This window comes from Streptomyces chattanoogensis, assembly GCF_001294335.1.
Classification (GTDB): domain Bacteria; phylum Actinomycetota; class Actinomycetes; order Streptomycetales; family Streptomycetaceae; genus Streptomyces; species Streptomyces chattanoogensis.
Genome location: NZ_LGKG01000068.1, coordinates 64,126 through 88,341 on the forward strand (window position 1 = coordinate 64,126; position 24,216 = coordinate 88,341).

At 72.1% G+C, this 24,216-nt stretch carries 21 protein-coding genes and 1 other RNA gene; 19 read left to right on the top strand and 3 right to left on the bottom strand.

Features of this window, described 5'->3' with window-relative positions; genetic code table 11:
* Positions 1–15: 15 nt before the first annotated feature.
* The 3 genes from ADL29_RS09240 to ssrA all read left to right on the top strand — a co-directional run bounded on the left by ADL29_RS09240 (position 16) and on the right by ssrA (position 2,275).
* A complete protein-coding gene (locus ADL29_RS09240) occupies positions 16–1,215 on the top strand; it encodes a S41 family peptidase (protein ID WP_053923207.1) in 1,200 nt (399 codons plus the stop codon).
* 18 nt (positions 1,216–1,233) lie between these two features.
* Entirely contained in the window at positions 1,234–1,740 is a 507-nt protein-coding gene (smpB, locus tag ADL29_RS09245; protein WP_053923208.1) for an SsrA-binding protein SmpB, read from the top strand.
* Between the two features lie 165 nt (positions 1,741–1,905).
* Positions 1,906–2,275, top strand: a transfer-messenger RNA (tmRNA) gene (gene ssrA / locus ADL29_RS40165).
* Between the two features lie 235 nt (positions 2,276–2,510).
* Here the strand turns inward: ssrA and ADL29_RS09250 are convergent.
* A complete protein-coding gene (locus tag ADL29_RS09250) occupies positions 2,511–3,872 on the bottom strand; it encodes an MFS transporter (RefSeq protein ID WP_053923209.1) in 1,362 nt (453 codons plus the stop codon).
* 108 nt (positions 3,873–3,980) lie between these two features.
* On the opposite strand from ADL29_RS09250, the gene ADL29_RS09255 reads away from it, so the two are divergent.
* The 4 genes from ADL29_RS09255 (at position 3,981) to ADL29_RS09270 (ending at position 8,640) form a co-directional block, all read left to right on the top strand.
* On the top strand, positions 3,981–4,952 hold the full coding sequence (locus tag ADL29_RS09255; RefSeq protein WP_053923210.1) for a LysR family transcriptional regulator: 972 nt from the start codon (positions 3,981–3,983) through the stop codon (positions 4,950–4,952).
* A 142-nt stretch (positions 4,953–5,094) separates the two neighbouring features.
* Entirely contained in the window at positions 5,095–5,631 is a 537-nt protein-coding gene (locus ADL29_RS09260) for a DUF4232 domain-containing protein (protein WP_053923211.1), read from the top strand.
* A gap of 170 nt (positions 5,632–5,801) precedes the next feature.
* A complete protein-coding gene (locus ADL29_RS09265) occupies positions 5,802–7,220 on the top strand; it encodes a nitrate/nitrite transporter (RefSeq protein WP_078970855.1) in 1,419 nt (472 codons plus the stop codon).
* 253 nt (positions 7,221–7,473) lie between these two features.
* Positions 7,474–8,640, top strand: a complete 1,167-nt coding sequence (locus ADL29_RS09270) for a uroporphyrinogen-III synthase (RefSeq protein ID WP_053923212.1) — start codon at positions 7,474–7,476, stop codon at positions 8,638–8,640.
* Between the two features lie 57 nt (positions 8,641–8,697).
* Here ADL29_RS09270 and ADL29_RS09275 read toward each other — a convergent pair whose 3' ends face one another.
* Positions 8,698–9,483: a class I SAM-dependent methyltransferase gene (locus ADL29_RS09275; RefSeq protein ID WP_053923213.1), complete on the bottom strand. Its 786-nt coding sequence runs from the start codon at positions 9,481–9,483 to the stop codon at positions 8,698–8,700.
* A gap of 237 nt (positions 9,484–9,720) precedes the next feature.
* Between ADL29_RS09275 and ADL29_RS09280 the strand changes: the two genes are divergently transcribed.
* The 8 genes from ADL29_RS09280 to ADL29_RS09315 all read left to right on the top strand — a co-directional run bounded on the left by ADL29_RS09280 (position 9,721) and on the right by ADL29_RS09315 (position 18,424).
* The gene (locus ADL29_RS09280) at positions 9,721–10,335 is read left to right on the top strand and encodes a CGNR zinc finger domain-containing protein (protein WP_053923214.1); all 615 of its coding nucleotides are present in this window, start codon (positions 9,721–9,723) and stop codon (positions 10,333–10,335) included.
* A 96-nt stretch (positions 10,336–10,431) separates the two neighbouring features.
* On the top strand, positions 10,432–11,022 hold the full coding sequence (locus ADL29_RS09285; RefSeq protein ID WP_078970856.1) for a sigma-70 family RNA polymerase sigma factor: 591 nt from the start codon (positions 10,432–10,434) through the stop codon (positions 11,020–11,022).
* Positions 11,019–11,762: an anti-sigma factor family protein gene (locus ADL29_RS09290; RefSeq protein ID WP_053923215.1), complete on the top strand. Its 744-nt coding sequence runs from the start codon at positions 11,019–11,021 to the stop codon at positions 11,760–11,762. Before ADL29_RS09285 ends, ADL29_RS09290 begins: the two co-directional genes overlap by 4 nt.
* A 295-nt stretch (positions 11,763–12,057) precedes the next feature.
* Positions 12,058–14,337, top strand: a complete 2,280-nt coding sequence (locus ADL29_RS09295; RefSeq protein ID WP_053923354.1) for a HelD family protein — start codon at positions 12,058–12,060, stop codon at positions 14,335–14,337.
* A gap of 470 nt (positions 14,338–14,807) precedes the next feature.
* Entirely contained in the window at positions 14,808–16,241 is a 1,434-nt protein-coding gene (locus ADL29_RS09300) for an NAD-dependent malic enzyme (RefSeq protein WP_078970858.1), read from the top strand.
* A gap of 369 nt (positions 16,242–16,610) precedes the next feature.
* On the top strand, positions 16,611–16,892 hold the full coding sequence (locus ADL29_RS09305; protein WP_030069353.1) for an HU family DNA-binding protein: 282 nt from the start codon (positions 16,611–16,613) through the stop codon (positions 16,890–16,892).
* A 355-nt stretch (positions 16,893–17,247) separates the two neighbouring features.
* Positions 17,248–18,033, top strand: coding sequence for an SDR family NAD(P)-dependent oxidoreductase (locus ADL29_RS09310; protein ID WP_053923216.1), 786 nt, complete (start codon positions 17,248–17,250; stop codon positions 18,031–18,033).
* A 43-nt stretch (positions 18,034–18,076) separates the two neighbouring features.
* Positions 18,077–18,424 (top strand): MerR family transcriptional regulator, encoded by a 348-nt coding sequence (locus ADL29_RS09315; RefSeq protein ID WP_053923217.1) that lies wholly within the window; start codon positions 18,077–18,079, stop codon positions 18,422–18,424.
* A gap of 153 nt (positions 18,425–18,577) precedes the next feature.
* Here ADL29_RS09315 and murA read toward each other — a convergent pair whose 3' ends face one another.
* Positions 18,578–19,924: a UDP-N-acetylglucosamine 1-carboxyvinyltransferase gene (gene murA / locus ADL29_RS09320; protein WP_046927799.1), complete on the bottom strand. Its 1,347-nt coding sequence runs from the start codon at positions 19,922–19,924 to the stop codon at positions 18,578–18,580.
* A 295-nt stretch (positions 19,925–20,219) separates the two neighbouring features.
* Between murA and ADL29_RS09325 the strand changes: the two genes are divergently transcribed.
* The 4 genes from ADL29_RS09325 to ADL29_RS09340 all read left to right on the top strand — a co-directional run bounded on the left by ADL29_RS09325 (position 20,220) and on the right by ADL29_RS09340 (position 24,081).
* On the top strand, positions 20,220–20,888 hold the full coding sequence (locus ADL29_RS09325) for a YqgE/AlgH family protein (RefSeq protein WP_053923218.1): 669 nt from the start codon (positions 20,220–20,222) through the stop codon (positions 20,886–20,888).
* A gap of 166 nt (positions 20,889–21,054) precedes the next feature.
* The gene (locus ADL29_RS09330) at positions 21,055–21,726 is read left to right on the top strand and encodes a hypothetical protein (protein ID WP_053923219.1); all 672 of its coding nucleotides are present in this window, start codon (positions 21,055–21,057) and stop codon (positions 21,724–21,726) included.
* Positions 21,727–22,051: 325 nt separating this feature from the next.
* On the top strand, positions 22,052–22,345 hold the full coding sequence (locus tag ADL29_RS09335) for a DUF3039 domain-containing protein (RefSeq protein WP_026169910.1): 294 nt from the start codon (positions 22,052–22,054) through the stop codon (positions 22,343–22,345).
* A gap of 101 nt (positions 22,346–22,446) precedes the next feature.
* Positions 22,447–24,081 (top strand): beta-N-acetylhexosaminidase, encoded by a 1,635-nt coding sequence (locus ADL29_RS09340; RefSeq protein WP_053923220.1) that lies wholly within the window; start codon positions 22,447–22,449, stop codon positions 24,079–24,081.
* Positions 24,082–24,216 lie beyond the last annotated feature (135 nt).

The window sequence follows — 24,216 nt, forward strand, 5'->3', positions numbered from 1 at the left end:
CCTAGACTCACCGGCATGTCGGGCCCGTGTTCGTACGACCGGCCCCGCCGCATTCGCCGCGGGGCGGCCCTGACGTTGATCTTCGCGGGTGTGCTCGCCGCCGGTGTGGCGACCGGCACTTGGGGCGAGCGGGCCGAGGGCGCCGTGGAGCGCACAGGGGCCGGCACGACGGTCACCGGTGCCGCCCCCACGGGCCGCACCGCCGACCGCGCGGCCGTCGAACGCGCCGCGGCCCAGGCCATGGAGGACGGCAAATCCGGCTCCGAGGCCGCCGCCGACGTCGTCAGCCGCAGCGGCGACAGATGGTCGACGATCTACACCCCCGGTGAGTTCAAGGACTTCGAGCAGCAGCTGGACGGCTCCTACGTCGGCGTCGGCCTGTGGGTACGGCAGGGCAGCGGCGGCCGGATCCAGGTGTCGCGGCTCCAGCCCGGCAGCCCCGCCGCGCGGACCGGTATCGCCGCAGGTGATCTGCTGCGGGCGATCGACGGCCTGGCCGTACAGGGGCGGCCGGTCACCGACATCGTCTCCCGGTTGCGGGGCGACGCCCGCCGCCCCGCCGCGGGCGTCGGCACCCCCGTGAAGCTGGACCTCCAGCGCGGTCCCCGCCACTGGACCGTGACCCTCCGGCGCACCCGCCTCAGCACCCAGAACGTCACCGTCGACCGCTCCGCCGGCCGCCCCACCCGCATCAAGGTCGCCGCGTTCTCCCAGGGCACCGGCGAGGCCGTGCGCCGTGCGGTGCGCCGCGTCTCCTCACACACCGGCCTGCTGCTCGACCTGCGGGGCAACACCGGCGGCCTGGTCACCGAGTCCGTCGCCTCCGCCTCCGCCTTCCTGGACGGCGGCCTGGTCGCCACGTACGACGTCCGGGGCAGCCAGCGCGCCCTCTACGCCGACCGCGGCGGGAACACCCGTATCCCCCTCGTCGTCCTCGTCGACGGCGGCACGATGAGCGCCGGCGAACTCCTGGCCGGCGCCCTCCAGGACCGCGGCCGGGCGATCGTCGTCGGCTCCCCGACCTTCGGCAAGGGCTCGGTCCAGATGCCCAGCCGCCTCCCCGACGGCTCGGTCGCCGAGCTCACCGTCGGCCACTACCGCACCCCCTCCGGCCGGGCCGTCGACGGCCAGGGCATCACCCCCGACCTGATCGCCGAGAACGGCGCGGAAAAACGGGCCCGCACAGTATTGAGTGGCCTCGGCACGGGGGCGTAGTGCGAAAATGGCAACACGATGACTAAGCAGACAAAGCAAAAGGGCAAGGACAAGGACCCCGGGCGCAAGCTCGTGGCGCAGCACAAGAAGGCACGGCACGACTACCACATTCTGGACACCTATGAGTGTGGCCTGGTGCTCACCGGCACCGAGGTGAAGTCGCTGCGGCAGGGCCGGGCATCGCTGGTGGACGGATTCGTCCAGATCGACCGTAATGAGGCCTGGCTGCACAACGTCCACATCCCCGAATACGCCCAGGGGACCTGGACCAACCACAGCGCCCGCCGCAAGCGGAAGCTGCTGCTGCACCGCTACGAGATCGACAAGCTGGAATCCAAGACCCAGGAGACCGGCCACACGATCGTGCCGCTGGCCCTCTACTTCAAGGACGGCCGCGCCAAGGTCGAGATCGCGCTGGCCAGGGGTAAGAAGGAATACGACAAGCGCCAGACCCTCCGCGAACAGCAGGACCGCCGGGAGGCGGAGCGCGCCGTCTCGGCGGCCCGGCGCCGCCAGCGGGCCTGATCACCGGCTCCTGGCCGGACCTGCCGCAAGAGCGGTGCCGGCGGGGCTGCGACGGCCCTGCCGGGGAATACGCTGGCAACGGCGTGTGTTGTTCACGTACGATGGCTCAGCACCCCACGGAGGGTGCGGGTGCCCCGTGCGGGCGCCGGATTGATAAATCAACATGGGGATGATCGGTTTCGACAGCGGATGTCGAAGCAGGGGAAGCGAGTCGAGGAAGCGGCAATGATCTCGTTAACCATATGTCGCAACCAATAATCGCCAACACCAAGCGCGATTCCTTCGCCCTCGCTGCCTAAGTAGCGACCTGCGAAGTGTCAGCCCGGGGATGTTCCCGACCCGGATCCTGGCATCAGCTAGGGAACTAAACTTCTGACCCCGGTCACGGGGGCCAGGAGGAAATCAAACAGTGACTGAGCCCGTCGGAGACTTGTTCGCGTGATCTCCGGGGCCGAGAAAATCGCAGCGAACTGCACTCGGAGAAGCCCTGATTCTGCACCGTTGGACGCGGGTTCGATTCCCGCCATCTCCACTCATCCCATGTAGGCCGTTGCCCCGCGAGATCCTCGCGGGGCAACGGCTTTTTTGTGGGCCCGCCCCGCCTGCCTGCCCAGCTGCCTGCCCGCCTGTCCGTCGGTCCGTTGGTCAGCCCTGGGTATGAGACCCGTGGGTTGATGTATCGCCTCCCCGCCGTCGTCACACTCAGTCACATGACAGAGCGACGAGGACAGCAGAACGCGGCGGCATCTCCACGGGCCCTCCCGGCCTCCTTATGCATCCGTGCCGGTGGGGCGGGTGGTGAGGAGCGCGATGGTGAGGGCGAGGGCTGCGGCCGCGGCGGGGACCGCATAGGCGAGTCCAAGGCCAGGGGCCGGCCCGGAGAGGTGGTCCACGGCCCAGCCGCCCGCTGCCGAACCGGCGGCGATCCCGGTCAGCAGGGCGGTCACGGCCAGGGTCATGCCCTCGTTCAACTGGGCTGCCGGCGTGCGGGACTGGATCAGGCCCATGCCGGTGACCATGGTCGGGGCGGTGGCCATCCCTGCCAGGAGAAGGGCGCAGGTCAGTGCCGTCAGACTCCCGGTCCGGGCGGCGAGGAGGGGGAGCGGCATCAGGGTGGCCATTGCGCCGACGCAGAGCCGGAAGCGGCGGGAGCGCCGACCGGGCCCGTGGGGCGGGCGCAGCAGGCCGTAGAGCAGGCCCGCTGCGCAGGAGCCGGCTGCCTGGAGGGCGAGCATGGCGCCTGCGGTGGACCGTACGCCGTGGTCGTCGGCGTAGGCGATGGTGACGACCTCCAGGGATCCGAAGACGGCGCCGGTGAAGAGGAAGGTGAGGAGGAGCGGCGGCAGCCCGGGCAGCCGGAGCGGTGAGCGGGAGCGGGCGGGCGAGGCGGAGAGTCCGCAGGGACCGGAGGGTGAGCCGGGGGTGGGGCTGACGGGGGGTTCGGTGCGGCGCTGGGAGGCGAAGAGGAGGACGCCCGTGAGGAGGAAGGCTGCCGCCACTGCGGTGCCGGCCTCGGGGAAGAGGCCGGTGCACAGGAGGGTGGCGAGTACGGGGCCGAGCATGAAGCAGAGTTCGTCCGCTGCCTGTTCGAAGGAGTTGGCGGTGTGCAGGGCGGCGGGGTCGTCGTGGAAGAGGTGGGCCCAGCGGGCGCGGGACATGCCGCCGGTGTTGGGGGTGGTGGCGGTGGCGGCGTAGGAGGCGAAGAGGGTCCAGGTGGGGGCGTCGTAGTGGACGCAGAGGAGGAGGGAGAGGGAGCCGAGGACGGCGAGGGCGGTGGCCGGGACGGCGATGCGGGCCTGGCCGTGGCGGTCGACCAGGCGGGCGGTCAGCGGGCCGATCAGCGCCGTTGCCGCCAGGCCGGTTGCGGTGACGGCCCCGGCCAGCGCGTAGGAGCCGCGGGTGCCGGCGATCATCAGGACCGCGCTGACGCTGAGCATGCCCATGGGGAGGCGGGCCAGCAGGTTGGCGGCGGTGAAAGCGCGGGTGCCGGGGAGGGAGAAGAGTCGGCGGTAGGGGGCGAGAGGACGGAAGCGGGGGAAACGGGGGAGGCGGCGGCGGGGTGCGCGCCGGGCGGCGGCGGCCGGGCGTACCGGGGGTGCGGTCACGGGGCGGGAGGCGAGGAAGAGGATCATGCGTCTACGGTCGCGGGTGGGGCCGAGGGGCGTCCAACACCTGGTGGGCGGGGATTTACGCATCTGGGTTGTTAGTTCGGTGGTGCAGTGGGAGGGGAGGTCGGCGGGATGCCGTATGACATAGAGCCACGGCTGTTGCGGGCGTTTGTCGCCGTCGCCGAGGAGCTTCATTTCACCCGGGCCGCCCAGCGGCTGTATGTCGCCCAGCAGGCGCTGAGCCGCGATATCCGGCGGCTGGAGCGGGAGCTGGGTGCCGGTCTGTTCGTACGGACCACGCGACAGGTGGGGCTGACGGTGGAGGGGGAGCGACTGCTTCCGTATGCGCGGCGGGTGCTGAGCGCGCAGGACGAGCTGGCCGCCGCGTTCCGGGGCGACGCCGAGCGGCCGCTGCTGGTGGATGTCGGGGTGCCGATCGGGACCGCGTACCGGGTGCTGGAGGAGGCGCGGGCGCGGGTGCCGGAGAGCTGTGAGCTGGTTGCCCGCTTTCACAGCGGGCTGACCGGGGCGGCGGGGGAGCTGGCGGCCGGGCGGCTGGATGTGTCGTTCGGGAGGTTCGCGGGGCTGCCGCCGGGCGTACGGGCCGGGCTCGCGCATCAGCCCGTGCGGCTGGAAGCGATGGCGGTGCTGCTGCGCGAGGACCATCCGCTGGCCGCGCGGCCAGCCGTGCCGCTCGCGGAGCTGGCCGGGGAGACGCTCTACGCGGGCGCCGGGAACGCGGGGACGGCCGAGTGGACGGATCTGGCGGCGCGGCTGTTCGAGGGGCGGGGCATAAAGATGGCCGCGCCCTTTCCGGAGATCGAGGGGTCGGAGGAATTCATCCGGGTGGTACGGAAACGGGGGTGGTCGGTGCTGGCGAGCGTGGAGTTCATCGAGGTGCCGGGCATGGTGTTGCGGCCGGTGGTCGATCCGGTGCCGTTGTCGCCCGTGTCCATGGTGTGGCGGCGGGGGCTGCGCCATCCCGGGCTGGAGGCGTTGCGGGCGGCCGTACGGAAACTCGGCGGGCGGAGTGGCTGGTTGGCGTTTCCGGGGGAGGGGTGGTGGCTGCCGGAGGAGGATGCCGCGGTGATGGAGCAGAGGTAGTGCGGGCAAGGGGGACAGGGCCCGGCGAGCCCTTCCGCCGTCAGTCGGCTGGACCGCGACCCCGCGGGTACAGGCAACCCCGGACGCATGAAACGCTTCCTCCTTTGCAGGGAACCGTGTCCAGAACGAATCAGGGGGAGTCGTGCGGCGACGCTCACTTCTTGCGGCGACCACGGCCGCGCTCACTTTGACCGTCACCCTCGGCCTGGGCGCGGTCGCCTGCGGCTCTGCCCGGATGGCGGCCCTGCATGCCAACTGCACGACGAAAAGCCTGCGGTGGAAGCTCACGGTGCTGAAGAAGGTGCCGCGCAGCGCCCATCGGGAGGCCCGGCTCTCGGTGGTCAACAAGGGGGCGCAGCCCTGTGTCTTCCACGGTTTCCCGTACCTGATGGTGCATGTCGGCAAGGGGCCGGAATCCGACGGGAAGGGGCAGGGGCCGGCCATGCCGATAGATCTGCAGCGCGGCGCCACGGTGACGACCAGCCTCCGCTACCGGGACTCGTACCCCGGCCGGCCCTCCGAGACCTGCCTGGTCAGCAATGACACCGCCGAGGTCTCCGCCCCGCGTGACAGGGCCGGCCGGCTGATACCGGTCCGCGACGAGCGGGGCAAGCGGTCGCGGATGGACATCTGCGACCACACGATCTGGATGAGCCCGCCGCGGCAGGTGGCCGAGTAGGGCGATGTCCCGGCCCGGCGGCCGCCGTCCCGGCCGGTCCCGGTGCGTCCCTCACCACTCCCCGCCCCACCCCGTGAGTGCAAGGTTTCGTCGGCGTCACCGGGCGGCATCGGGTGGAAACCCGCCATCCCTAGCTTCGAGGGAGGAGCCAAGGAGCTTTGGGAGGCGGCATGACGGCCGAGGTGGTCACGGAGACGGACGGCGGCGGCGCCGGCGGGATGCGGACGAGGCGCGGGGGGCGGTGGATCGAGCACTGGGAGCCGGAGGACGAGCGGTTCTGGGCGGAGACCGGCGAGCGGGTGGCGCGGCGGAATCTGGCGTTCTCCGTGCTGGCCGAGCACATCGGGTTCTCCATCTGGAGCCTGTGGTCGGTGATGGTGCTGTTCATGGGGCCGGAATACGGGGTGGATCCGGCCCGGAAATTCTTCCTCGTGGCGATGCCGACGGTGGTGGGCGCCGTCCTGCGGGTGCCCTACACCTTTGCGGTGGCGCGGTTCGGGGGGCGTAACTGGACGGTGTTCAGCGCGCTGCTGCTGCTTGTGCCGACGAGTGCGGCGGCGGTGGTGATGACGCCGGGGACCTCGTACGGCACCTTCCTCGCGGTGGCGGCGCTGGCGGGTGTCGGCGGCGGGAATTTCGCCTCGTCGATGACGAACATCAATTCCTTCTATCCGCTGCGGAAGAAGGGGTGGGCGCTGGGGCTGAACGCCGGCGGCGGAAACATCGGGGTGCCGGTGATCCAGCTACTGGGGCTGCTGGTGATCGGTACGGCCGGGGCCGCGCAGCCGCGGATCGTGCTGGCCGTGTATGTGCCGCTGATCGTGGCCGCGGCGGTGCTGGCGGCGCTGTTCATGGACAACCTGGGCCCGGTGACCAATGACACCGGTGCGGCCGTGGACGCGGCCAAGGAGCGGCACACCTGGGTGATGGCGCTGCTGTACATCGGCACCTTCGGATCGTTCATCGGCTACAGCTTCGCTTTCGGGCTCGTCCTGCAGATCCAGTTCGCGCGGACGCCTCTGCAGGCGGCGTCGCTGACGTTCATCGGGCCGCTGCTGGGGTCGCTGATCCGGCCGGTCGGCGGGCGGCTGGCGGACCGCTTCGGGGGCGCGCGGATCACCCTCGGGAATTTCGCCGCGATGGCCGCGGCCACCGGAGTGGTGATCTATGCGTCGACGGAACGGTCCCTGCCGGTGTTCCTTGCCGGGTTCATCGCGCTGTTCGTGCTGTCGGGGCTGGGCAACGGCTCGACGTACAAGATGATTCCGGGGATCTTCCAGGCGCAGGCGGTACGGCGCGGGCTGGCGGGGGAGGAGGCCGCGGCGTACGGCCGGCGGCTGTCCGGGGCCGCGATGGGGCTGATCGGCGCGGTGGGGGCGCTCGGCGGGCTGGGTATCAATCTCGCCTTCCGCCAGTCGTTCGCGGCGACCGGCTCGGGGACGCCCGCCTTTGTGTCCTTCCTGGTCTGCTACGCCGTGTGCGGCGCGGTGACCTGGGCCGTATACCTGCGGCCGGTGGCGAAGGGACGGAGCGCGGCGGAGCCGGAGGCCGCAGCGGAGGCCCGGCGGCCGGTGTACGCCGAGGTCTGAGACGCCCCGTCGGCCACTGGGGCCACACCGGTCGCCACGGCCACCGGGTGGAGCTGGGGGAGCGTCCGTAACAGACGGGAAATACTGAGGGACCGGGCCTGTCATGTGACGTTGACAGGCTTGGCCCCTTGGTACCCAGGCACTCCGGGCTCCGGCCCCCGGTGCCCGGGACCTCGGAACCCGTACCGCGCGGGCCGCTGCGGTACGGAGCACCACGCAGTACACCTCTCTGGGCGGAGCGGGACGGACGACCATGCGCGATCAGCAGCAAGACCAAGAGGGCCCGGCCGCCGTGCGGCCGCTGGAAGGGTTCACCGTCGGGGTGACCGCGGCGCGGCGGGCGGAGGAACTGGGGACGCTGCTGGAGCGGCGCGGCGCCCAGGTCCTGCACGCACCGGCGCTGCGGATCGTCCCGCTGCCGGACGACACCGAGCTGCTCGCCAAGACCCAGGACCTGATCGCCGACGCGCCGGACGTGGTCGTGGCCACCACCGCCATCGGCTTCCGCGGCTGGGTGGAGGCCGCCGAGGGCTGGGGCCTGGGCGAGGCGCTGCTGGAGCGGCTGGCCGGGGTGGAGCTGCTGGCGCGCGGCCCGAAGGTGCGCGGCGCCATCCGGGCCGCCGGGCTGAACGAGAAGTGGTCGCCGGCCTCGGAGTCGATGGCCGAGGTGCTCGACCGGCTGCTGGCGGAGGGCGTCTCGGGGCGCCGGGTCGCCATCCAGCTGCACGGGGAACTGCTGCCGGGCTTCGTCGAGGCGCTGCGGGCCGATGGCGCCGAGGTGGTCGGCGTCCCCGTGTACCGCTGGATGCCGCCGGAGGACATAGGCCCGGTGGACCGCCTTCTGGACGCCGTGCTGGCCCGCGGAGTGGACGCGGTGACCTTCACCAGCGCCCCCGCCGCCGCATCGCTGCTGCGCCGCGCCGGGGAACGCGGCATCCGGGAGGAGGCGCTGGCGGCGCTGCGGCAGGACGTGCTGGCGGTGTGCGTGGGACCGGTCACCGCGCTGCCGCTCCAGGCGCAGGACGTCCCCACCCACCAGCCCGAACGGTTCCGGCTGGGCCCGCTGGTGCAGCTGCTGTGCCGCGAACTCCCGGGCCGGACACGGGCGTTGCCGGTCGCCGGGCACCGTGTCGAGATCCGCGGCCACGCCGTGGTGGTGAACGGCGTACTGCGCCCGGTGCCGCCCGCCGGGATGGCGCTGCTGCGCGCGCTGGCCCGCCGCCCCGGCTGGGTGGTCTCCCGCGCGGATCTGCTGCGGGCGCTGCCGGGCGCGGGCCGGGACGAGCATGCGGTGGAGACGGCGATGGCCCGGCTGCGGGTGGCGCTGGGGGCGCCCAAGCTGATCCAGACGGTCGTCAAGCGCGGCTACCGGCTGTCGCTCGACCCGCATGCGGCCACGGACAAGTACGGCGGGGAGTAGCCGCCCGGTCGGCCTCGGGCCATCCCGCGAGCCTCAGGCCCGGACCGCCGGCCCCCGTCAGCCGCTCGCGGCCGGATTGTTGACGCGGATCTTGGACTGGCCGTGCCGACGGGTCTCCCAGTCCTCCATGAACCGCGCCTCCAGGCCGTGCCGGCGGGCCAGCCGCAGCAGGGTCTCGGTGCGGTAGTAGAAGTCCTCGCGCAACACCTGGTGTTCGGCACCCTCGGTGCGGTCGAAGGTGAAGTCGAAGAAGCCGCCCGGCGCCATGATCCGGCCGACATGGGCCAGGCACTCGTCGATCACCTCGATCGGCGAGTGGGAGAAGACGCTGTGCGCATGGACGACGTCGAAATGCGCCGCCGGGAGAAAGTCCAGCCTGAGGTCGTGGGTGAGCGTCAGGTGCGGGAGCTTGTCCTGGAGCTCGTACGTCGTCAGGGTCCGCTTGGCGGATATCAGGATGTCCGGCGAGATGTCGATGCCGTAGTAGTTGCCGCGGTCCAGGTGGGCGATGAAGCGCCAGCCGGCCCGCAGGTTCCCGCAGCCGATGTCGAGCATCCGGTGGCCGGGCCGCAGCCCGTGCTCCCGCAGGTAGTCGAACTGCATCTCGCCCAGCGCCAGCCAGCGTTCATGGGTTCGGCTGCCGACCGCGGCCTCCGGGTTGCGGCCGGTGTCCGAGGCCATCACCGCGCGGTAGTAGTCCACATGGTCCGGGTGCTTGAGGCGCAGCCAGGTGTCGCGGGCGGTGCGCTTCACGTACGGAGCGATGCGGGCCGGGTTGCGGACCGCGTAGCCGATCTTGTGGGTGAGGGCGGCGCGGTTCTTGAGCAGCGATGTGGGCGACATGGAGACCTTCGTCCTGGAGGGCCGGAGGGAGCCGGCGGGGCCGGGGACCGGCGGGGCCGGGCCCGGCCGGTGCGTCACACCCGCGAACTATACATCTCACGTATACATGCAATGTCTACATGGGGTGTCTACGTGAGGCGTCTCATGAGGCGTCTCCATGCGGTGAGGGTTCCGGCCGGCTCGTGCGCCGGGCACTCTGGGGGCACACGCGTTTGTTCGCTAAGGAGTGACAGGCACATGGCGGCGCCTCACGACCTGCGGTTCGACTGCGGGCGGATCTGCCTGGATCTGGTGGCCACGGCCGACGGCACCCCTGCCGAACGGCTCATCCGCCCCGAGCATCTGACGGCCTGGCTGGTCGGCGCGGGGGTGGTGCCGCACGGCACCCCGCTGGACGGCGTCGACGGCGGCTGGGTCACCCGCTTCCGGGCGCTGCGCGACCTGCTGCGCCGCGTGGTGCACGACGAACTGCGGGGCCGGGCGGCCGACGCCGACCTGACGCTGCTCAACGCTACCGCCGGGGCCGCGGATCCGCCCGCCGTATGGGCCGTACGGGCCGCGGACGGCGGCCTGACCTGCGCGTTCGCCGGGCCGCCGGACTGTGCGGGGCTGCTGGCCGCGGTGGCCCGGGACGCCGTACGGCTGCTGACCGACGGCGCCGCGCGCGGGCAGCTGCGGCAGTGCGCGGGGGAGAGCTGCTCGCTGGTCTATCTCGACACCTCCCGCGGGCGGCGCCGGCGTTGGTGCTCCAGCGAGGTGTGCGGCAACCGGGAGCGGGTGGCGCGGCACCGCAGGCGGACGATGGACCGTGACGGGGCGGTCGGCCAAGGTGCCGCTCCGGCCGCCGATTAGCAGCGCCGGACAAATTTTCCGGCCGCCCTTTGAACGGCCCGCCCGTCCCGTCCGTATCCCTCCCCAAAAGGCCGTAGCCAGCGGCCGGTTCATGGCATGGTCCGGGCGCTCTCCGGGGTGATCCGCGCTATCGACCCGGGAGTTGGAGTGCGCAAGGATGCCGCCGTGGCAGACAGGACGACACCCGACGAGGAGCTCATGCGAGCCCTCTACGACGAGCACGCGGGCCCGCTTCTCGCCTTCGTCCTGCGTCTGGTGGCCGGCGACCGGCACCGTGCGGAGGACGTGGTGCAGGAGACGCTGGTGCGCGCATGGCGCAATGCCGGACAGCTGCAGGGCGCGACCGGCTCCATCCGGCCGTGGCTGGTGACCGTCGCCCGGCGGATAGTCATCGACGGACACCGCAGCCGCCGGGCCCGGCCGCAGGAGGTCGATGCGACGCCCCTGGAGACGATGCCGGCGGCCGATGTGATCGACCGGGCGCTGCGGATGATGACGATCTCCGAGGCGCTGGGCGATCTGACCCCGGCGCACCGGGAAGCCCTTGTGGAGACGTACTTCAAGGAGCGCACGGTCAGCGAGGCGGCGGAGGTACTGCGCGTACCGGCGGGGACCGTGCGGTCCCGGGTCTTCTACGCGCTGCGCTCCCTGCGGCTCTCGCTAGAGGAACGAGGAGTGACGGAGTGACCCCGCCCACGCAGCCGGACCGGCACACCGACGTCGGCGCCTATGCGCTGGGCGTCCTGGACGCCGCCGACGCGGACCGGTTCGAGCGGCATCTGGCCGGCTGCCACCATTGCGCGGCCGAACTCGAGCGGCTGATGGGCATGTCCCCGATGCTGGCCGAGTTCCGGGCGAGCGCGCCCACCGTGGAGACGGTCACCGCCGTACCCGGGCCCGGCCTCCTGGAGGGGCTGCTCGGCGAGGTGGCGGCCGCCCGGCGCGGACGCGGCCGGCGGCGGCTGTACCTCGTCGCCGCGGCCGCCGCGCTGATCATCGGCGGGCCGCTCGCCGCCCTCGCGCTGACCGGCGGGGACCCGCAGGGCGAGCCCGCACCGCCGCTCGCCAGTGCGGTCCGCGCGCAGTACGCCGCGGGCGAGAAGGTCACCGCCGTCGACCCCGTCACCAGGGTCTCGGCGGGCGTCTCCATGGCCGCCAAGCCCTGGGGCACCCAGGTCGTCCTCCAGCTCGCGGGCGTCAAGGGGCCGCTCACCTGCAGCCTCGTCGCGGTCGGCAAGGACGGCCACCGTCAGACCGTCACCACCTGGGCGGTTCCCGAGGGCGGCTACGGGATCAAGGGCAGCACCGCGAAGTGGCACCGCGAGCCGCTGTTCGCCGCCGGCGGGGCGGCCTTCCGCCGCGGCGACATCGACCGCTTCGAGATCCGTACGCTGGCCGGCGAGCGGCTGGCCGAAGTGAACGTGTGAGGGCGGCGGACTTCTGCGGAAGTTAAGGTCCAGATCAACATCCGACCGGACACGTCCATTTTTGTCCGTATGGCCAGGTGCGTATGGTCCCCCGTTCGCGTACGGTTGACGGCTGCCCTACGCACAGCAGAAGGGGGCCTGGGTGGCCGCGCAGAACGCCACGCACGCACCGGATCACACACCGGATCACGCCTCGGATCACGCCTCGGATCAGGCATCCGCTCACGCGTCGGACTCCGTCCGGCACGCACCGGACGCGGTCCGTCACGCCCCGGATTCCGTCCGCGACCGCGAGATCGAGGCCGAGCAGACGCACCTCGACACCGTCTACCGGCGCCTCGAGGAGAAGATCCACGAGGCGGAGTTCCTGATGGACGACGCCGCCAAACGCGGCCAGGTCGGCACGCCCGGCGCGCTCGCGGAACGCGACGCCCAGGTCTTCCAGGCCGGCGTCCATCTGAACCGGCTCAATTCCGAGTACGAGGACTTCCTCTTCGGCCGGATCGACCTCCTCCTCGGCAAGGACGGGAAGAAGGGACCCGACGGGGCGTACACCTCCGTCGAGCCCGCCGAGGGCGCCATCGTGGACAACCGCGCCGCGATCGCCGAGACCCTGCACATCGGCCGCCTCGGCGTGCTCGACGCGGACTACACGCCGCTGGTCATCGACTGGCGGGCACCGGCCGCCGCGCCCTTCTACCGTGCCACCCCCGTCGCCCCCGGCCGGGTCGTCCGCCGCCGCGTGATCCGCTCCAAGGGCCGCAAGGTCCTCGGCGTCGAGGACGATCTGATGCGCCCGGAGGTCACCGCCACCCTGGACGGCGTGGAACTGCCCGCGATCGGCGACGGCGCCCTGATGGCCGCGCTGGGCCGGGCCCGCAGCCACACCATGCGCGACATCGTCGCCTCCATCCAGGCCGAGCAGGACAGGGTGATCCGGGCCCCCGCCGCCTCCGTCACCGAGGTCGAGGGCGGCCCCGGCACCGGCAAGACCGCGGTCGCCCTGCACCGCGCCGCCTACCTCCTCTACCAGGACCGCCGCCGCTACGCCGGCGGCATCCTGATCGTCTCCCCGACCCCGCTGCTCGTCTCCTACACCGAAGGCGTGCTGCCCTCGCTCGGCGAGGAGGGCCAGGTCGCCATCCGGGCGCTCGGCTCCCTGGTGGACGGCGCCGAGGCCACCGCGTACGACCCGCCGGAGGTCTCCCGGGTCAAGGGCTCCTCGCGGATGCAGAAGCTGCTGCGCAAGGCCGCCCGCGGCGCGCTGGAGCTGGGGACACCGCCGGACCGGGTGCGCGTCGTCGCGTTCGGCGGCCGCCTCGAGCTGGACGCCGACGAGCTGCGCCGCATCCGGCACAGCGCGCTCGGCGGCACCGCCCCGGTCAACCTGCTGCGCCCCCGCGCCCGCCGGCTGATCCTCGACGCCCTGTGGACCAAGTCGGGCGCCGCCCGCCGCTACACGGATCCCGAGCTGGCCGCCGAGGTCCGCCAGGGCTTCGACGAGGACATCGCCACCGAGCCGGAGTTCCTGGAGTTCCTGGACGCGTGGTGGCCCGAGCTCACCCCGCGCGGTGTCCTGGCCGCGATGGCCGACGAGCGCCTGCTCGGCCGCTGGGCCCGCCGGATCCTCAACCCGCGCGAGGTGCGCCGGCTGGCCCGCTCGCTGCGCCGGCTGGACGAGCGGGGCCACGGCCCCCTGTCGGTGCACGACGTCGCCCTGCTCGACGAGCTCCAGCTGATCCTCGGCGCCCCCATGCGTCCGGCCAAGCCGCGCGAGGCCGACCCGCTCGACCAGCTGACCGGCCTGGAGGAGCTGTCGACGTTTGCGGACCGCAACGCCGGCCGCAGCCGGCGCGAGCGCCTGGAGGAGGAGCGCACCGACTACGCCCACGTCATCGTCGACGAGGCGCAGGACCTGACGCCGATGCAGTGGCGGATGGTCGGCCGCCGCGGCCGGCACGCCACCTGGACGGTGGTCGGCGACCCGGCGCAGTCCTCCTGGTCCGACCCGGACGAGGCCGCGCTCGCCCGCGACGAGGCGCTCGGCACCCGCCCGCGCCGCCGTTTCACGCTCACCGTGAACTACCGCAACCCGGCGGAGATCGCCGAGCTGGCCGCCAGGGTCCTGGCGCTGGCGATGCCCGGGATGCGGTCGCCGGACGCGGTCCGTTCCACCGGCCTGGAGCCGCGGTTCGCCGTGACCCCGCCGGACGGCGCCGGCCGCGGGGCCGCCGACGAGGAGCTGGCGCGGGCCACGGCCGCCGAGGCCGCCCGGCTGCTGGACGAGGTGGACGGCACGGTCGGCGTCGTGGTGGCCATGCACCGCCGCGAGCAGGCCCGCCGCTGGCTGGCCGGCCTGGGGGACCGCGTCGTCGCGCTGGGCTCGCTGGAGGCCAAGGGGCTGGAGTACGACGCGACCGTGGTCGTCTCGCCGGCCGAGATCGCCGACGAGTCCCCGGCCGGGCTGCGGGTGCTCTATGTCGCCCTGACCCGGGCCACCCAGCAGCTGACGGTGCTCTCCACCGGGCGGGACGAGCCGGACGCGGCCGGGGTGCCCGATCTGCTGCGCGACTGACCGGCGGCGTACGGGACGGTCGTACGGGAGGGCCGTACGGAGGGTCGTACGGGGGCCGTACGAGGGGTCTTGAAACCGGTCCCCCGGGACGGGATTCGCTTCCGGGGAGGGTTTGTTAGCCTTGGTGACGGCACCGGCTCGATCCAAGCCCCCGGGCCCAACCATCGTCGCTGCGAGCGACCACTTGCCGCGAGGCGAGCATGGCGGGTCGGTGTCCTTAAGCACAGTCTGCGGGCGTCTCTCCTCCGGGAGGGGCGCCCGCAGTCGTTGGCCCCGGAGGCCCGGCCCTTGATCGGGAGGGGTTCCGTTCCCCCTACATCATCTCGTATGGTGGAAAAGTCTTTCCGGATTTTGTAGCTGGTTACCGTGTACCGGCTGGTAGGTGGGACGATCGGACAACGCGCTCCGTACCTGGACAGCCGGTCACGGAGCCGCTCAGAGAGAACCAGGGAAAGCAGAGGAAGTCGGCCATGGCAACGGCGCCTAGCGTCTCGTATTCGATGACGGTGCGACTGGAAGTTCCCGCTAGCGGCACCGCCGTCAGCCAGCTCACCACGGCCGTGGAGTCCTCCGGCGGGTCGGTCACCGGCCTCGACGTGACCGCATCCGGCCACGAAAAACTCCGGATCGACGTCACCATCGCCGCGACGTCCACCGCGCACGCCGACGAGATCGTCGGCAAGCTGCGCGAGATCGACGGCGTCTCGCTCGGCAAGGTCTCGGACCGTACGTTCCTGATGCACCTCGGCGGCAAGATCGAGATGACGTCGAAGCATCCCATCCGCAGCCGTGACGACCTGTCCATGGTCTACACCCCCGGTGTGGCCCGGGTCTGCCAGGCGATCGCCGACAACCCCGAGGACGCCCGCCGCCTGACCATCAAGCGCAACAGCGTCGCGGTCGTCACCGACGGCTCCGCGGTCCTCGGCCTCGGCAACATCGGCCCCAAGGCCGCACTGCCCGTCATGGAGGGCAAGGCGGCCCTCTTCAAGCGCTTCGCCGGCATCGACGCCTGGCCGCTGTGCCTGGACACCCAGGACTCCGACGCGATCGTGGAGATCGTCAAGGCCATCGCCCCCGGCTTCGCCGGCATCAACCTCGAGGACATCTCCGCACCCCGCTGCTTCGAGATCGAGGCCCGGCTGCGCGAGGCCCTGGACATCCCCGTCTTCCACGACGACCAGCACGGCACCGCCATCGTCGTGCTCGCCGCGCTCACCAACGCGCTGCGCGTCGTCGGCAAGAAGATCCATGACGTACGGGTCGTGATGTCCGGCGCCGGAGCCGCCGGCACCGCCATCCTCAAGCTGCTGATCGCGGCCGGCGTCCAGCACGCCGTCGTCGCCGACATCCACGGTGTGGTGCACGCCGGCCGCGCCGACCTGGTCGACGCCCACCCGGACTCGCCGCTGCGCTGGATCGCCGACAACACCAACCCCGAGGGCGTCACCGGCACCCTCAAGGAGGCCGTGGTCGGCGCGGACGTCTTCATCGGCGTCTCGGCCCCCAACGTCCTGGACGGCGACGACGTCGCCAAGATGGCCGGGGACGCGATCGTGTTCGCACTCGCCAACCCCGACCCGGAGGTCGACCCGGCCATCGCCCGGCAGACCGCCGCCGTCGTGGCCACCGGCCGCTCCGACTTCCCCAACCAGATCAACAACGTTCTGGTCTTCCCCGGTGTCTTCCGCGGCCTGCTCGACGCCCAGTCCCGCACGGTCAACACCGAGATGATGCTGGCCGCGGCCGGTGCCCTCGCCGATGTGGTCCTCGACGACGAGCTCAACGCGAACTACATCATCCCCAGCGTCTTCAACGACAAGGTCGCCGGCGCGGTGGCCGGTGCGGTGCGGGACGCGGCGAAGGCCGCCGCCCCCGACGTCGCCCACGACACGGCCCTGTGAGCACCTGACCCGGTGTGACGGCTGCCACGGCGCGGCGGAGTACGGCGCGTCGCGTGACACGCCGTCCGTAGGGCCCCCATAGGCTGGCGGTCGGCAAACGACCGCCGCCCTGTGGGGTCGGGCCCGGAGCGGCGTGCTACGGAACGTCACCACAATGAGGCGGTGGGGCTTTCGTGTGACTCTCCGGGGTTCCGGATTGGCTTTAGCCCCGCAGGTAGGGGCAGGATGCGTATTCGGGCGCGAGGGTCTGGCACCAGACCCGGGTCCGGGGACTGTCCGAGGGCCCTGGCAGCATCGGCTTCGCTGTGCCTCGCATGCGGCTCCGCCGCGGGGCACGCCCATTGGCAAGAAGAACACGGGAGTACAAACATGAACCGCAGTGAGCTGGTGGCCGCTCTGGCCGATCGCGCCGAGGTGACCCGCAAGGACGCCGACGCCGTTCTGGCCGCCCTCGCCGAGGTGACCGGCGAGATCGTCGCCAAGGGCGACGAGAAGGTCACCATCCCCGGCTTCCTCACCTTCGAGCGCACCCACCGTGCCGCTCGCACCGCGCGTAACCCGCAGACCGGCGACCCGATCCAGATCCCGGCCGGCTACAGCGTCAAGGTCTCCGCGGGCTCCAAGCTCAAGGAAGCCGCGAAGGGCAAGTAAACCCCTCGCCGGCACGGCAGCGACGCCGGTACGGCGGCGAGCCCGTGACGTAGCGCCATAAAGGGCGGCCACCCTGCGGGGTGGCCGCCCTTTCGGCTGCGCCGTTGCCGTACGAGGCCTCACGGCCGCGCGGAGCGGCGGCGCCAAGGGCCCTGCGCCCGGCTCTGCGGCGCTGCCTCGGTCGACCCGGTTGTCAGGGACGCCCACCAGTCCAACGCCCTCCAGAGGGGCGATCACGGCCGTACGGGAACCGGGCTGCCGCCTTGACGACGCGTCAGCCGGACGCGCCGTCCGCCCACCGCGCCCCGCTCCGATTTGACCTTGTCATTGGCGGCAGGGTTCCAGACTCCCGGCCATGGAGAACCGAGCCCCGGAGAACGGGAACGCACAGCACACGCAGGACCGGGTCGTCATCGTCACGGGAGCGGGCACCGGCATCGGGCGGGCCACCGCGCGGCGGTTCGCGCAGGAAGGCGCGCGGGTGGTCGCGGTGGGGCGGCGCCCGGGGCCGCTGGCCGAGACCGCCGAAGGGCACCCCGGCATCCGCCCGTACGCCGCCGACATCACCGAGGACGGGGCGCCGCAGGACCTCGTGCGCCATGCGGTCGGGGAGTTCGGGCGGCTGGACGTCCTGGTGAACAACGCCGGGATCGTCGGCGGCGGGCAGCACGGCCCGCTGACCAGGGAACGCATCGAGCCGCTGATCGCCACGAACCTGACCGCACCGGTGCTGCTGGTGCAGGCGGCGCTGGCGGAACTGGAGAAGACCGGCGGGGTGGTGGTGAACATCAGCACCTCGGTCGGGCAGCGCGGCTGGCCGTCGCCCGGCACCGCGGTCTACGCCGCGACCAAGGCCGGCCTCGAACTGCTCACCCGCAGCTGGGCGGTGGCCTATGCGTCGCGGGGCATCCGTGTCGTGGCGGTCGCACCGGGCGCGATCGAGACTCCGATCGGCAGGCACCAGGGGCTCTCGGAGGAGGAGTCGCAGAGGATACGGAAGATGCAGATAGCCGCGACTCCGATGGGCCGTAAGGGACAGCCCGACGAGGTGGCGTGGGCCGTCGTCCGGCTCGCGGAGCCCTCGGCGTCCTTCGTGACCGGCGTCGTGCTGCCCGTCGACGGCGGGGCCGTGGTCGCCTGACGGGGGAGGGTGCTTGATAGAAAGGCGGCCGGAGGTGGGGCCGGTGCGGATCGGAGAACTGGCGCAGGCGACGGGGGCGACCCCCCGGGCGCTGCGCCACTACGAGGCGGCGGGGCTGATCTCCTCGCTCCGGGCGGACAACGGCTACCGCGAGTACGACGACCGCGCGGCCGTCCGCGTACGCAACATCCGCTACCTCATCGACGCCGGCCTCACCCTCGCCGATGTGCAGTGCTTCACGAGCTGCCTGGACGGCGACGTCCCCGCGGCCCGTCCCTCACCCGAAGGGCTGCGCATCGCCCGGGAACGCCTCGAGGTCATCGACGCCCGGATCGCCGCCCAGACGGAGGCCCGGGACCGGCTGGCGGGCCTGCTGGCGGCGGCGGGCTGAGCGGCTGACGGGCACTCAGGTCGCCTGCCCCGGCGTGCGCTTCGGCCCGGGTGCTGCCCGCCGTCGCCCGGCCCCGGAGCAGAGGGGGCGGCCACCCGGATCTCCAGGTGACCGCCCGTCATATATGTCTCGCCTGCGTCGGCTGCCGACGGCTCAGCTGCGCGCCGCCCCGTTGGGCAGCTCGACCTTGGCCCCCAGCTCGACGAGCTTCGCCATGAAGTTCTCGTAGCCGCGGTTGATCAGGTCGATGCCGTGCACCCGCGAGGTGCCCTGCGCCGCCAGGGCCGCGATCAGGTACGAGAAGCCGCCGCGCAGGTCGGGGATGACCAGGTCGGAGCCCTGGAGCCGGGTCGGGCCGCTCACGACCGCGGAGTGCAGGAAGTTGCGCTGGCCGAAGCGGCAGGCGGAGCCGCCCAGGCACTCGCGGTAGAGCTGGATGTGCGCGCCCATCTGGTTGAGCGCGGAGGTGAAGCCCAGCCGGGACTCGTAGACCGTCTCGTGGACGATGGAGAGGCCGGAGGCCTGGGTGAGGGCGACGACCAGGGGCTGCTGCCAGTCGGTCTGGAAACCGGGGTGGACGTCGGTCTCCAGGGCGATGGCGTTGAGCGAGCCGCCGGGGTGCCAGAAGCGGATGCCCTCGTCGTCGATCTCGAAGGCGCCGCCGACCTTACGGAAGGTGTTGAGGAAGGTCATCATGGAGCGCTGCTGGGCGCCGCGCACATAGATGTTGCCCTCGGTGGCCAGCGCCGCGGACGCCCAGGAGGCGGCCTCCAGGCGGTCCGGGAGGGCGCGGTGGTTGTAGCCGTCGAGCTTGTCGACACCGGTGATCCGGATCGTCCGGTCGGTGTCCATGGAGATGATCGCGCCCATCTTCTGCAGCACGCAGATGAGGTCCTCGATCTCCGGCTCCACGGCGGCGTTCGACAGCTCGGTGACACCCTCGGCCAGGACGGCCGTCAGCAGCACCTGCTCGGTGGAGCCGACGGACGGGTACGGCAGCCGGATCTTGCAGCCGCGCAGCCGCTGCGGGGCCTCCAGGTACTGCCCGTCGGCGCGCTTCTCGATCGTCGCGCCGAACTGGCGCAGCACGTCGAAGTGGAAGTCCACCGGCCGGCCGCCGATGTCGCAGCCGCCCAGGCCCGGGATGAAGGCGTGGCCGAGGCGGTGCAGCAGCGGGCCGCAGAACAGGATGGGAATGCGGGAGGAGCCGGCGTGGGCATCGATGTCGGCGACGTTGGCGCTCTCGACGCGCGACGGGTCGAGGATCAGCTCGCCGGCCTCGTCACCCGGGCGGACCGTGACCCCGTGCAGCTGCAGCAGCCCGCGCACCACGCGTACGTCGCGGATGTCGGGCACATTGCGCAGCCGGCTCGGGCCGCTGCCCAGCAGGGCGGCGACCATGGCCTTCGGCACGAGGTTCTTCGCACCGCGCACCCGGATCTCGCCCTCGAGCGGGGTGCCGCCGTGGACAAGCAGTACGTCGTCAGTAGAGACGGTCATGGATCTCGCGTTCCTGGAGACGGGCAGGGCCAAGCTGAAATGGTAAGGGCGCCGGAGGGCGGGTCCGTAGGGCCGTGCGCCCTTCAGGCATGTAATGGCTTTGTCACAACACCCTCCGCTACGATCCGCCTTTGATCTGTAATCGCCTTTTGGTGGAAATGCCGCTGAATGTCGCGAATGGGCCGTCTGTCGTTTGCCTCGTGCGCCGGGGCTGCCGCCGTACGCCCTGCCCTGCTCTTGCACGGTTCGAGCCGTCGACTCCCCGCTCCGGGCCGATTTGCGGGATCATGTGGCCATGACCGAGGTGTCCTCGCTCACAGGGCGGCTGCTCGTCGCCACGCCCGCGCTGGCCGATCCCAACTTCGACCGCGCGGTGGTGCTGCTCCTCGACCACGACGAGGAGGGCTCCCTCGGCGTTGTCCTGAACCGCCCGACGCCGGTCGGCGTGGCGGACATCCTCGCCCCCTGGGCCGCGCTCGCCGGTGAGCCGGGCGTCGTCTTCCAGGGCGGCCCGGTGTCGCTGGACTCGGCGCTCGGGGTCGCGGTGGTGCCCGGCGGGGCCTTTGGCGAGGGCGGCGCCGCAGCCGCCCAGAGCGGTGCGCGGGCCGGCGGCGGCGATCCGGCGGCCGAGGGCGCGGCGGCGGAAACGGACCAGGCGACGCGCGGTGACGAGCCACTGGGCTGGCGGCGGGTGCACGGCGCGATCGGCCTGGTCGACCTGGAGGCTCCGCCGGAGCTGCTCGCGGCGGTGCTCGGCAGCCTGCGGATCTTCGCCGGCTACGCGGGCTGGGGCCCCGGCCAGCTGGAGGACGAGCTGGTCGAGGGCGCGTGGTACGTCGTCGAGTCCGAGCCGGGCGATGTCTCCTCGCCCGATCCGGAGCAGCTGTGGCGCGCGGTACTGCGGCGGCAGCGCAACGAGCTGGCGATGGTGGCCACGTATCCGGACGACCCGTCGCTGAACTGACGGCCCCGGGCCGCCGCCACACCGCTCTGACCTGGGATGATCTGCTTCTGCCGCGTTGTTACGGGTTCGTCATGGGGAATTGTCGGACCCCGTCGCTATGGTTCGAGATGCAGGCGACGGTGCGCGGGCGCGACGGCGGCCGCGCGGAGACGAACGGGGGAGTGCCATGCACAGGCCGAGCGTGCCCGAGGACCTGGACCATCCGGAGCTGCTGTGGGCGCGCGCCGCGACCCTGTCCGTGGTGGCGGCGGCCATGGACGACGGGGACGACTTCTCCGTGGGGCCCCTGGGCCTGGAGTGCTGGAACGCCGGCGGCGCCTACTGGTGGCGGCTGAAGCTGTACGACGACGGCCGCGCCCTGCTGTGCGGCCAGGATTCGGACGGCAGCTACACCCACGACGGAAAACAGCAGATCGACTTCCTGGCCGGGGCGCCGCAATGGCTGCCTTGGGAGCGGATGCGCCACGACGCCGAAGGCAATCTCTTCGGCTTCGTCTACTGGTGGCAGGACGGCGCCTGGGCCCGCGCCCCGTACCCCGACACCATGCCGGACGACGGCCTGGCGATGGCCCTGAGCTGGGCCGGGACGGGTGAGGACGCGATCGGGCGGATCGTCGACGACCTGGTGGCGGTCACGGAGACCGAGGTCGATCCGGCGGCGGAGGTCCGCGCGTTCATCGCCGCCGCCGAGGCCCGTACGGTCGGCGCGGCGGACATCGAAGCGCTGCTGGACGCGGTCTGCGACCAGGATTCCTGGTACCCGGTGCGCCCAAAGGCGGCGCTGGCGTTCGCGACGGATCTGGGCCTGTCCGCTGCGCTTTGCCTGGGCCGTACGTAGTCGGCTTTCCCGCCGTGGGGGTTTGTCGCCGTTGCGCCTGCGGCCCCTCCGCTGCGCTTTGCCTGGGCCGTACGTTGTCGGCTTTCCCGCCGTGGGGGTTTCTCTGGTGCGCCTGCGGCGGGCGGGGGTTGGTTGTCGGCCGCGGTGCCGGCCCTCCGGACTTCGTCCTGCGGTCCGGAGCCGTGTAAGCCCGGTGCCGCTGCCGGACAGCCCCGCGCAGTGGCACCGCCCGCCGCAGGCGCAACGGCGGCAAACCCCCACGGCGGGAAAGCCGACAACGTGGGGAGAAACCAGCAAAGCGCAGTGGTGAGTACCCTTGGCAGCTATGAGCACTCTTGAGCCCGAGCGCGGGGCAGGTACGGGGACCCTCGTAGAGCCGACACCACAGGTGTCGCACGGCGACGGCGACCACGAGCGCTTCGCCCACTACGTCCAGAAGGACAAGATCATGGCGAGCGCGCTCGACGGCACGCCCGTCGTCGCGCTGTGCGGCAAGGTCTGGGTACCGGGGCGCGACCCCAAGAAGTACCCGGTCTGCCCGATGTGCAAGGAGATCTTCGAGTCCATGGGCGCCGGTGGCGACAAGGACAAGGGCGGCAAGGACGGCGGCAAGAAGTAAGACCTGCCGACCCGGCCTCCGCGGTGCGGTGAGACGGCTCCGGTGCGCGGATGTGCGCATACCGGAGCCGTTCGCGTACCCGCCGTGGCAGGTTCGGTGCCATGACCTACACGGCAGACACGGAACTGATTCCCCGGCCGCGGCACCTGAGCCGGCTGCCCGTCGAAGGGCTCTTCCCTCTCGACCGCGACACCCTGATCGAGGCCCGGCCCGGCACCGAGGGCGTGGCCCGCTGGATGCGGTCCACGATCGGCGCGGCCACCGGCCTGCCGCTCGCGCCGGGTGACGATGACGACAACCGCATCGTGCTCGCCATCGACCGGGAGCTGCCGCCCGAGGGCTACCGCCTCGTCGTCGACGGCGGTGCGATCCGTCTCGACGGCGGCACCGCGGCCGGCGTCTTCTGGGGCGCGGAGACCGTCCGGCAGCTGCTCGGACCCGAGGCGTTCCGCCGGGCGCCGGTCGTGGAGCGCGACGAGTGGTACCTCCCGACGGTCGTCGTCGAGGACGAGCCCCGCTTCGCCTGGCGCGGCATGCTGCTCGACGTCGCACGCCACTTCCTGCCCAAGGACGGCGTGCTGCGCTATCTCGACCTGCTCGCCGCCCACAAGCTCAACGTCCTGCACCTCCACCTCACCGACGACCAGGGCTGGCGCCTGGAGATCCGGCGCTACCCGAAGCTGACCGAGGCCGGCGCCTGGCGCGAGCGCACCAAGCTGGGACACCGCGCCTCCCCGCTCTGGGACGACCGCCCGCACGGCGGCTTCTACACCCAGGACGACATCCGCGAGATCGTCGCCTACGCCGCCGAGCGGCATATCACCGTCGTCCCCGAGATCGACATTCCCGGGCACTCGCAGGCCGCCATCGCCGCGTATCCGGAACTCGGCAACACCGACGTCGTCGACACCGCCTCCCTGAAGGTCTGGGACACCTGGGGCGTCAACCCCAACGTACTGGCCCCCACCGACAACACCCTGCGCTTCTACGAGCACGTGCTGGAGGAGGTCCTCGGCCTCTTCCCCTCCTCCTTCGTGCACATCGGCGGCGACGAGTGCCCCAAGGACCAGTGGAAGGCGTCGCCCACCGCCCAGGCCCGGATCGCCGAGCTGGGCCTGGACGGCGAGGACGCGCTGCAGAGCTGGTTCATCCGGCACTTCGACCGCTGGCTCGCCGACCGGGGCAGGCGGCTGATCGGGTGGGACGAGATCCTGGAGGGCGGCCTGGCCGAGGGCGCCGCCGTCTCCTCCTGGCGCGGCTACGCGGGCGGAATCGCCGCCGCCCGGGCCGGCCACGACGTCGTCATGTGCCCCGAACAGCAGGTGTACCTGGACCACCGTCAGCACGCGGACCCCGACGAACCGGTGCCGATCGGCTTCGTACGGACCCTGGAGGACGTCTACGGCTTCGAGCCCGTGCCACCGGAGCTGACGGACGAACAGGCCGCGCACATCCTGGGCACCCAGGCCAACGTCTGGACCGAGGTCATGGACAGCCGGCAGCGGCTCGACTACCAGGTCTTCCCCCGGCTCGCGGCGTTCGCGGAGGTCGCCTGGGCGCGGCTGCCGCGGCCCGCCGACCGCGACCACCAGGACTTCGGCCGCCGGATGACCGCCCATTACGCCCGCCTGGACGCCCTCGGCGTCGACTACCGCCCGCCCGGCGGCCCGCACCCCTGGCAGCGGCGCCCCGGTGTGCTCGGACGCCCGATCGACGGGGCGCCCCCAATCGTGTGAGCCCGCCCGCAAGAAGGGCGCCCGCGCGGCCGGATGCTGGGACGGTGGTCATCCCCGCACCGCCGTACGGGCGATCGCCGCCCACGAGGCGCGCGCCGTTCGCCGCGGCCCGCGCACGCTCCGCCGCACCCCCGA

What these genes read in the sequence shown, in the direction of transcription:
- ADL29_RS09240 (WP_053923207.1), top strand. Translation starts at nt 16, where the DNA reads ATGTCGGGCCCGTGTTCGTACGACCGGCCCCGCCGCATTCGCCGCGGG.
- smpB (WP_053923208.1), top strand. Translation starts at nt 1,234, where the DNA reads ATGACTAAGCAGACAAAGCAAAAGGGCAAGGACAAGGACCCCGGGCGC.
- ADL29_RS09250 (WP_053923209.1), bottom strand. Translation starts at nt 3,872, where the DNA reads ATGATCCTCTTCCTCGCCTCCCGCCCCGTGACCGCACCCCCGGTACGC.
- ADL29_RS09255 (WP_053923210.1), top strand. Translation starts at nt 3,981, where the DNA reads ATGCCGTATGACATAGAGCCACGGCTGTTGCGGGCGTTTGTCGCCGTC.
- ADL29_RS09265 (WP_078970855.1), top strand. Translation starts at nt 5,802, where the DNA reads ATGACGGCCGAGGTGGTCACGGAGACGGACGGCGGCGGCGCCGGCGGG.
- ADL29_RS09270 (WP_053923212.1), top strand. Translation starts at nt 7,474, where the DNA reads ATGCGCGATCAGCAGCAAGACCAAGAGGGCCCGGCCGCCGTGCGGCCG.
- ADL29_RS09275 (WP_053923213.1), bottom strand. Translation starts at nt 9,483, where the DNA reads ATGTCGCCCACATCGCTGCTCAAGAACCGCGCCGCCCTCACCCACAAG.
- ADL29_RS09280 (WP_053923214.1), top strand. Translation starts at nt 9,721, where the DNA reads ATGGCGGCGCCTCACGACCTGCGGTTCGACTGCGGGCGGATCTGCCTG.
- ADL29_RS09285 (WP_078970856.1), top strand. Translation starts at nt 10,432, where the DNA reads ATGGTCCGGGCGCTCTCCGGGGTGATCCGCGCTATCGACCCGGGAGTT.
- ADL29_RS09300 (WP_078970858.1), top strand. Translation starts at nt 14,808, where the DNA reads ATGGCAACGGCGCCTAGCGTCTCGTATTCGATGACGGTGCGACTGGAA.
- ADL29_RS09305 (WP_030069353.1), top strand. Translation starts at nt 16,611, where the DNA reads ATGAACCGCAGTGAGCTGGTGGCCGCTCTGGCCGATCGCGCCGAGGTG.
- ADL29_RS09310 (WP_053923216.1), top strand. Translation starts at nt 17,248, where the DNA reads ATGGAGAACCGAGCCCCGGAGAACGGGAACGCACAGCACACGCAGGAC.
- murA (WP_046927799.1), bottom strand. Translation starts at nt 19,924, where the DNA reads ATGACCGTCTCTACTGACGACGTACTGCTTGTCCACGGCGGCACCCCG.
- ADL29_RS09325 (WP_053923218.1), top strand. Translation starts at nt 20,220, where the DNA reads ATGACCGAGGTGTCCTCGCTCACAGGGCGGCTGCTCGTCGCCACGCCC.
- ADL29_RS09330 (WP_053923219.1), top strand. Translation starts at nt 21,055, where the DNA reads ATGCACAGGCCGAGCGTGCCCGAGGACCTGGACCATCCGGAGCTGCTG.
- ADL29_RS09335 (WP_026169910.1), top strand. Translation starts at nt 22,052, where the DNA reads ATGAGCACTCTTGAGCCCGAGCGCGGGGCAGGTACGGGGACCCTCGTA.
- ADL29_RS09340 (WP_053923220.1), top strand. Translation starts at nt 22,447, where the DNA reads ATGACCTACACGGCAGACACGGAACTGATTCCCCGGCCGCGGCACCTG.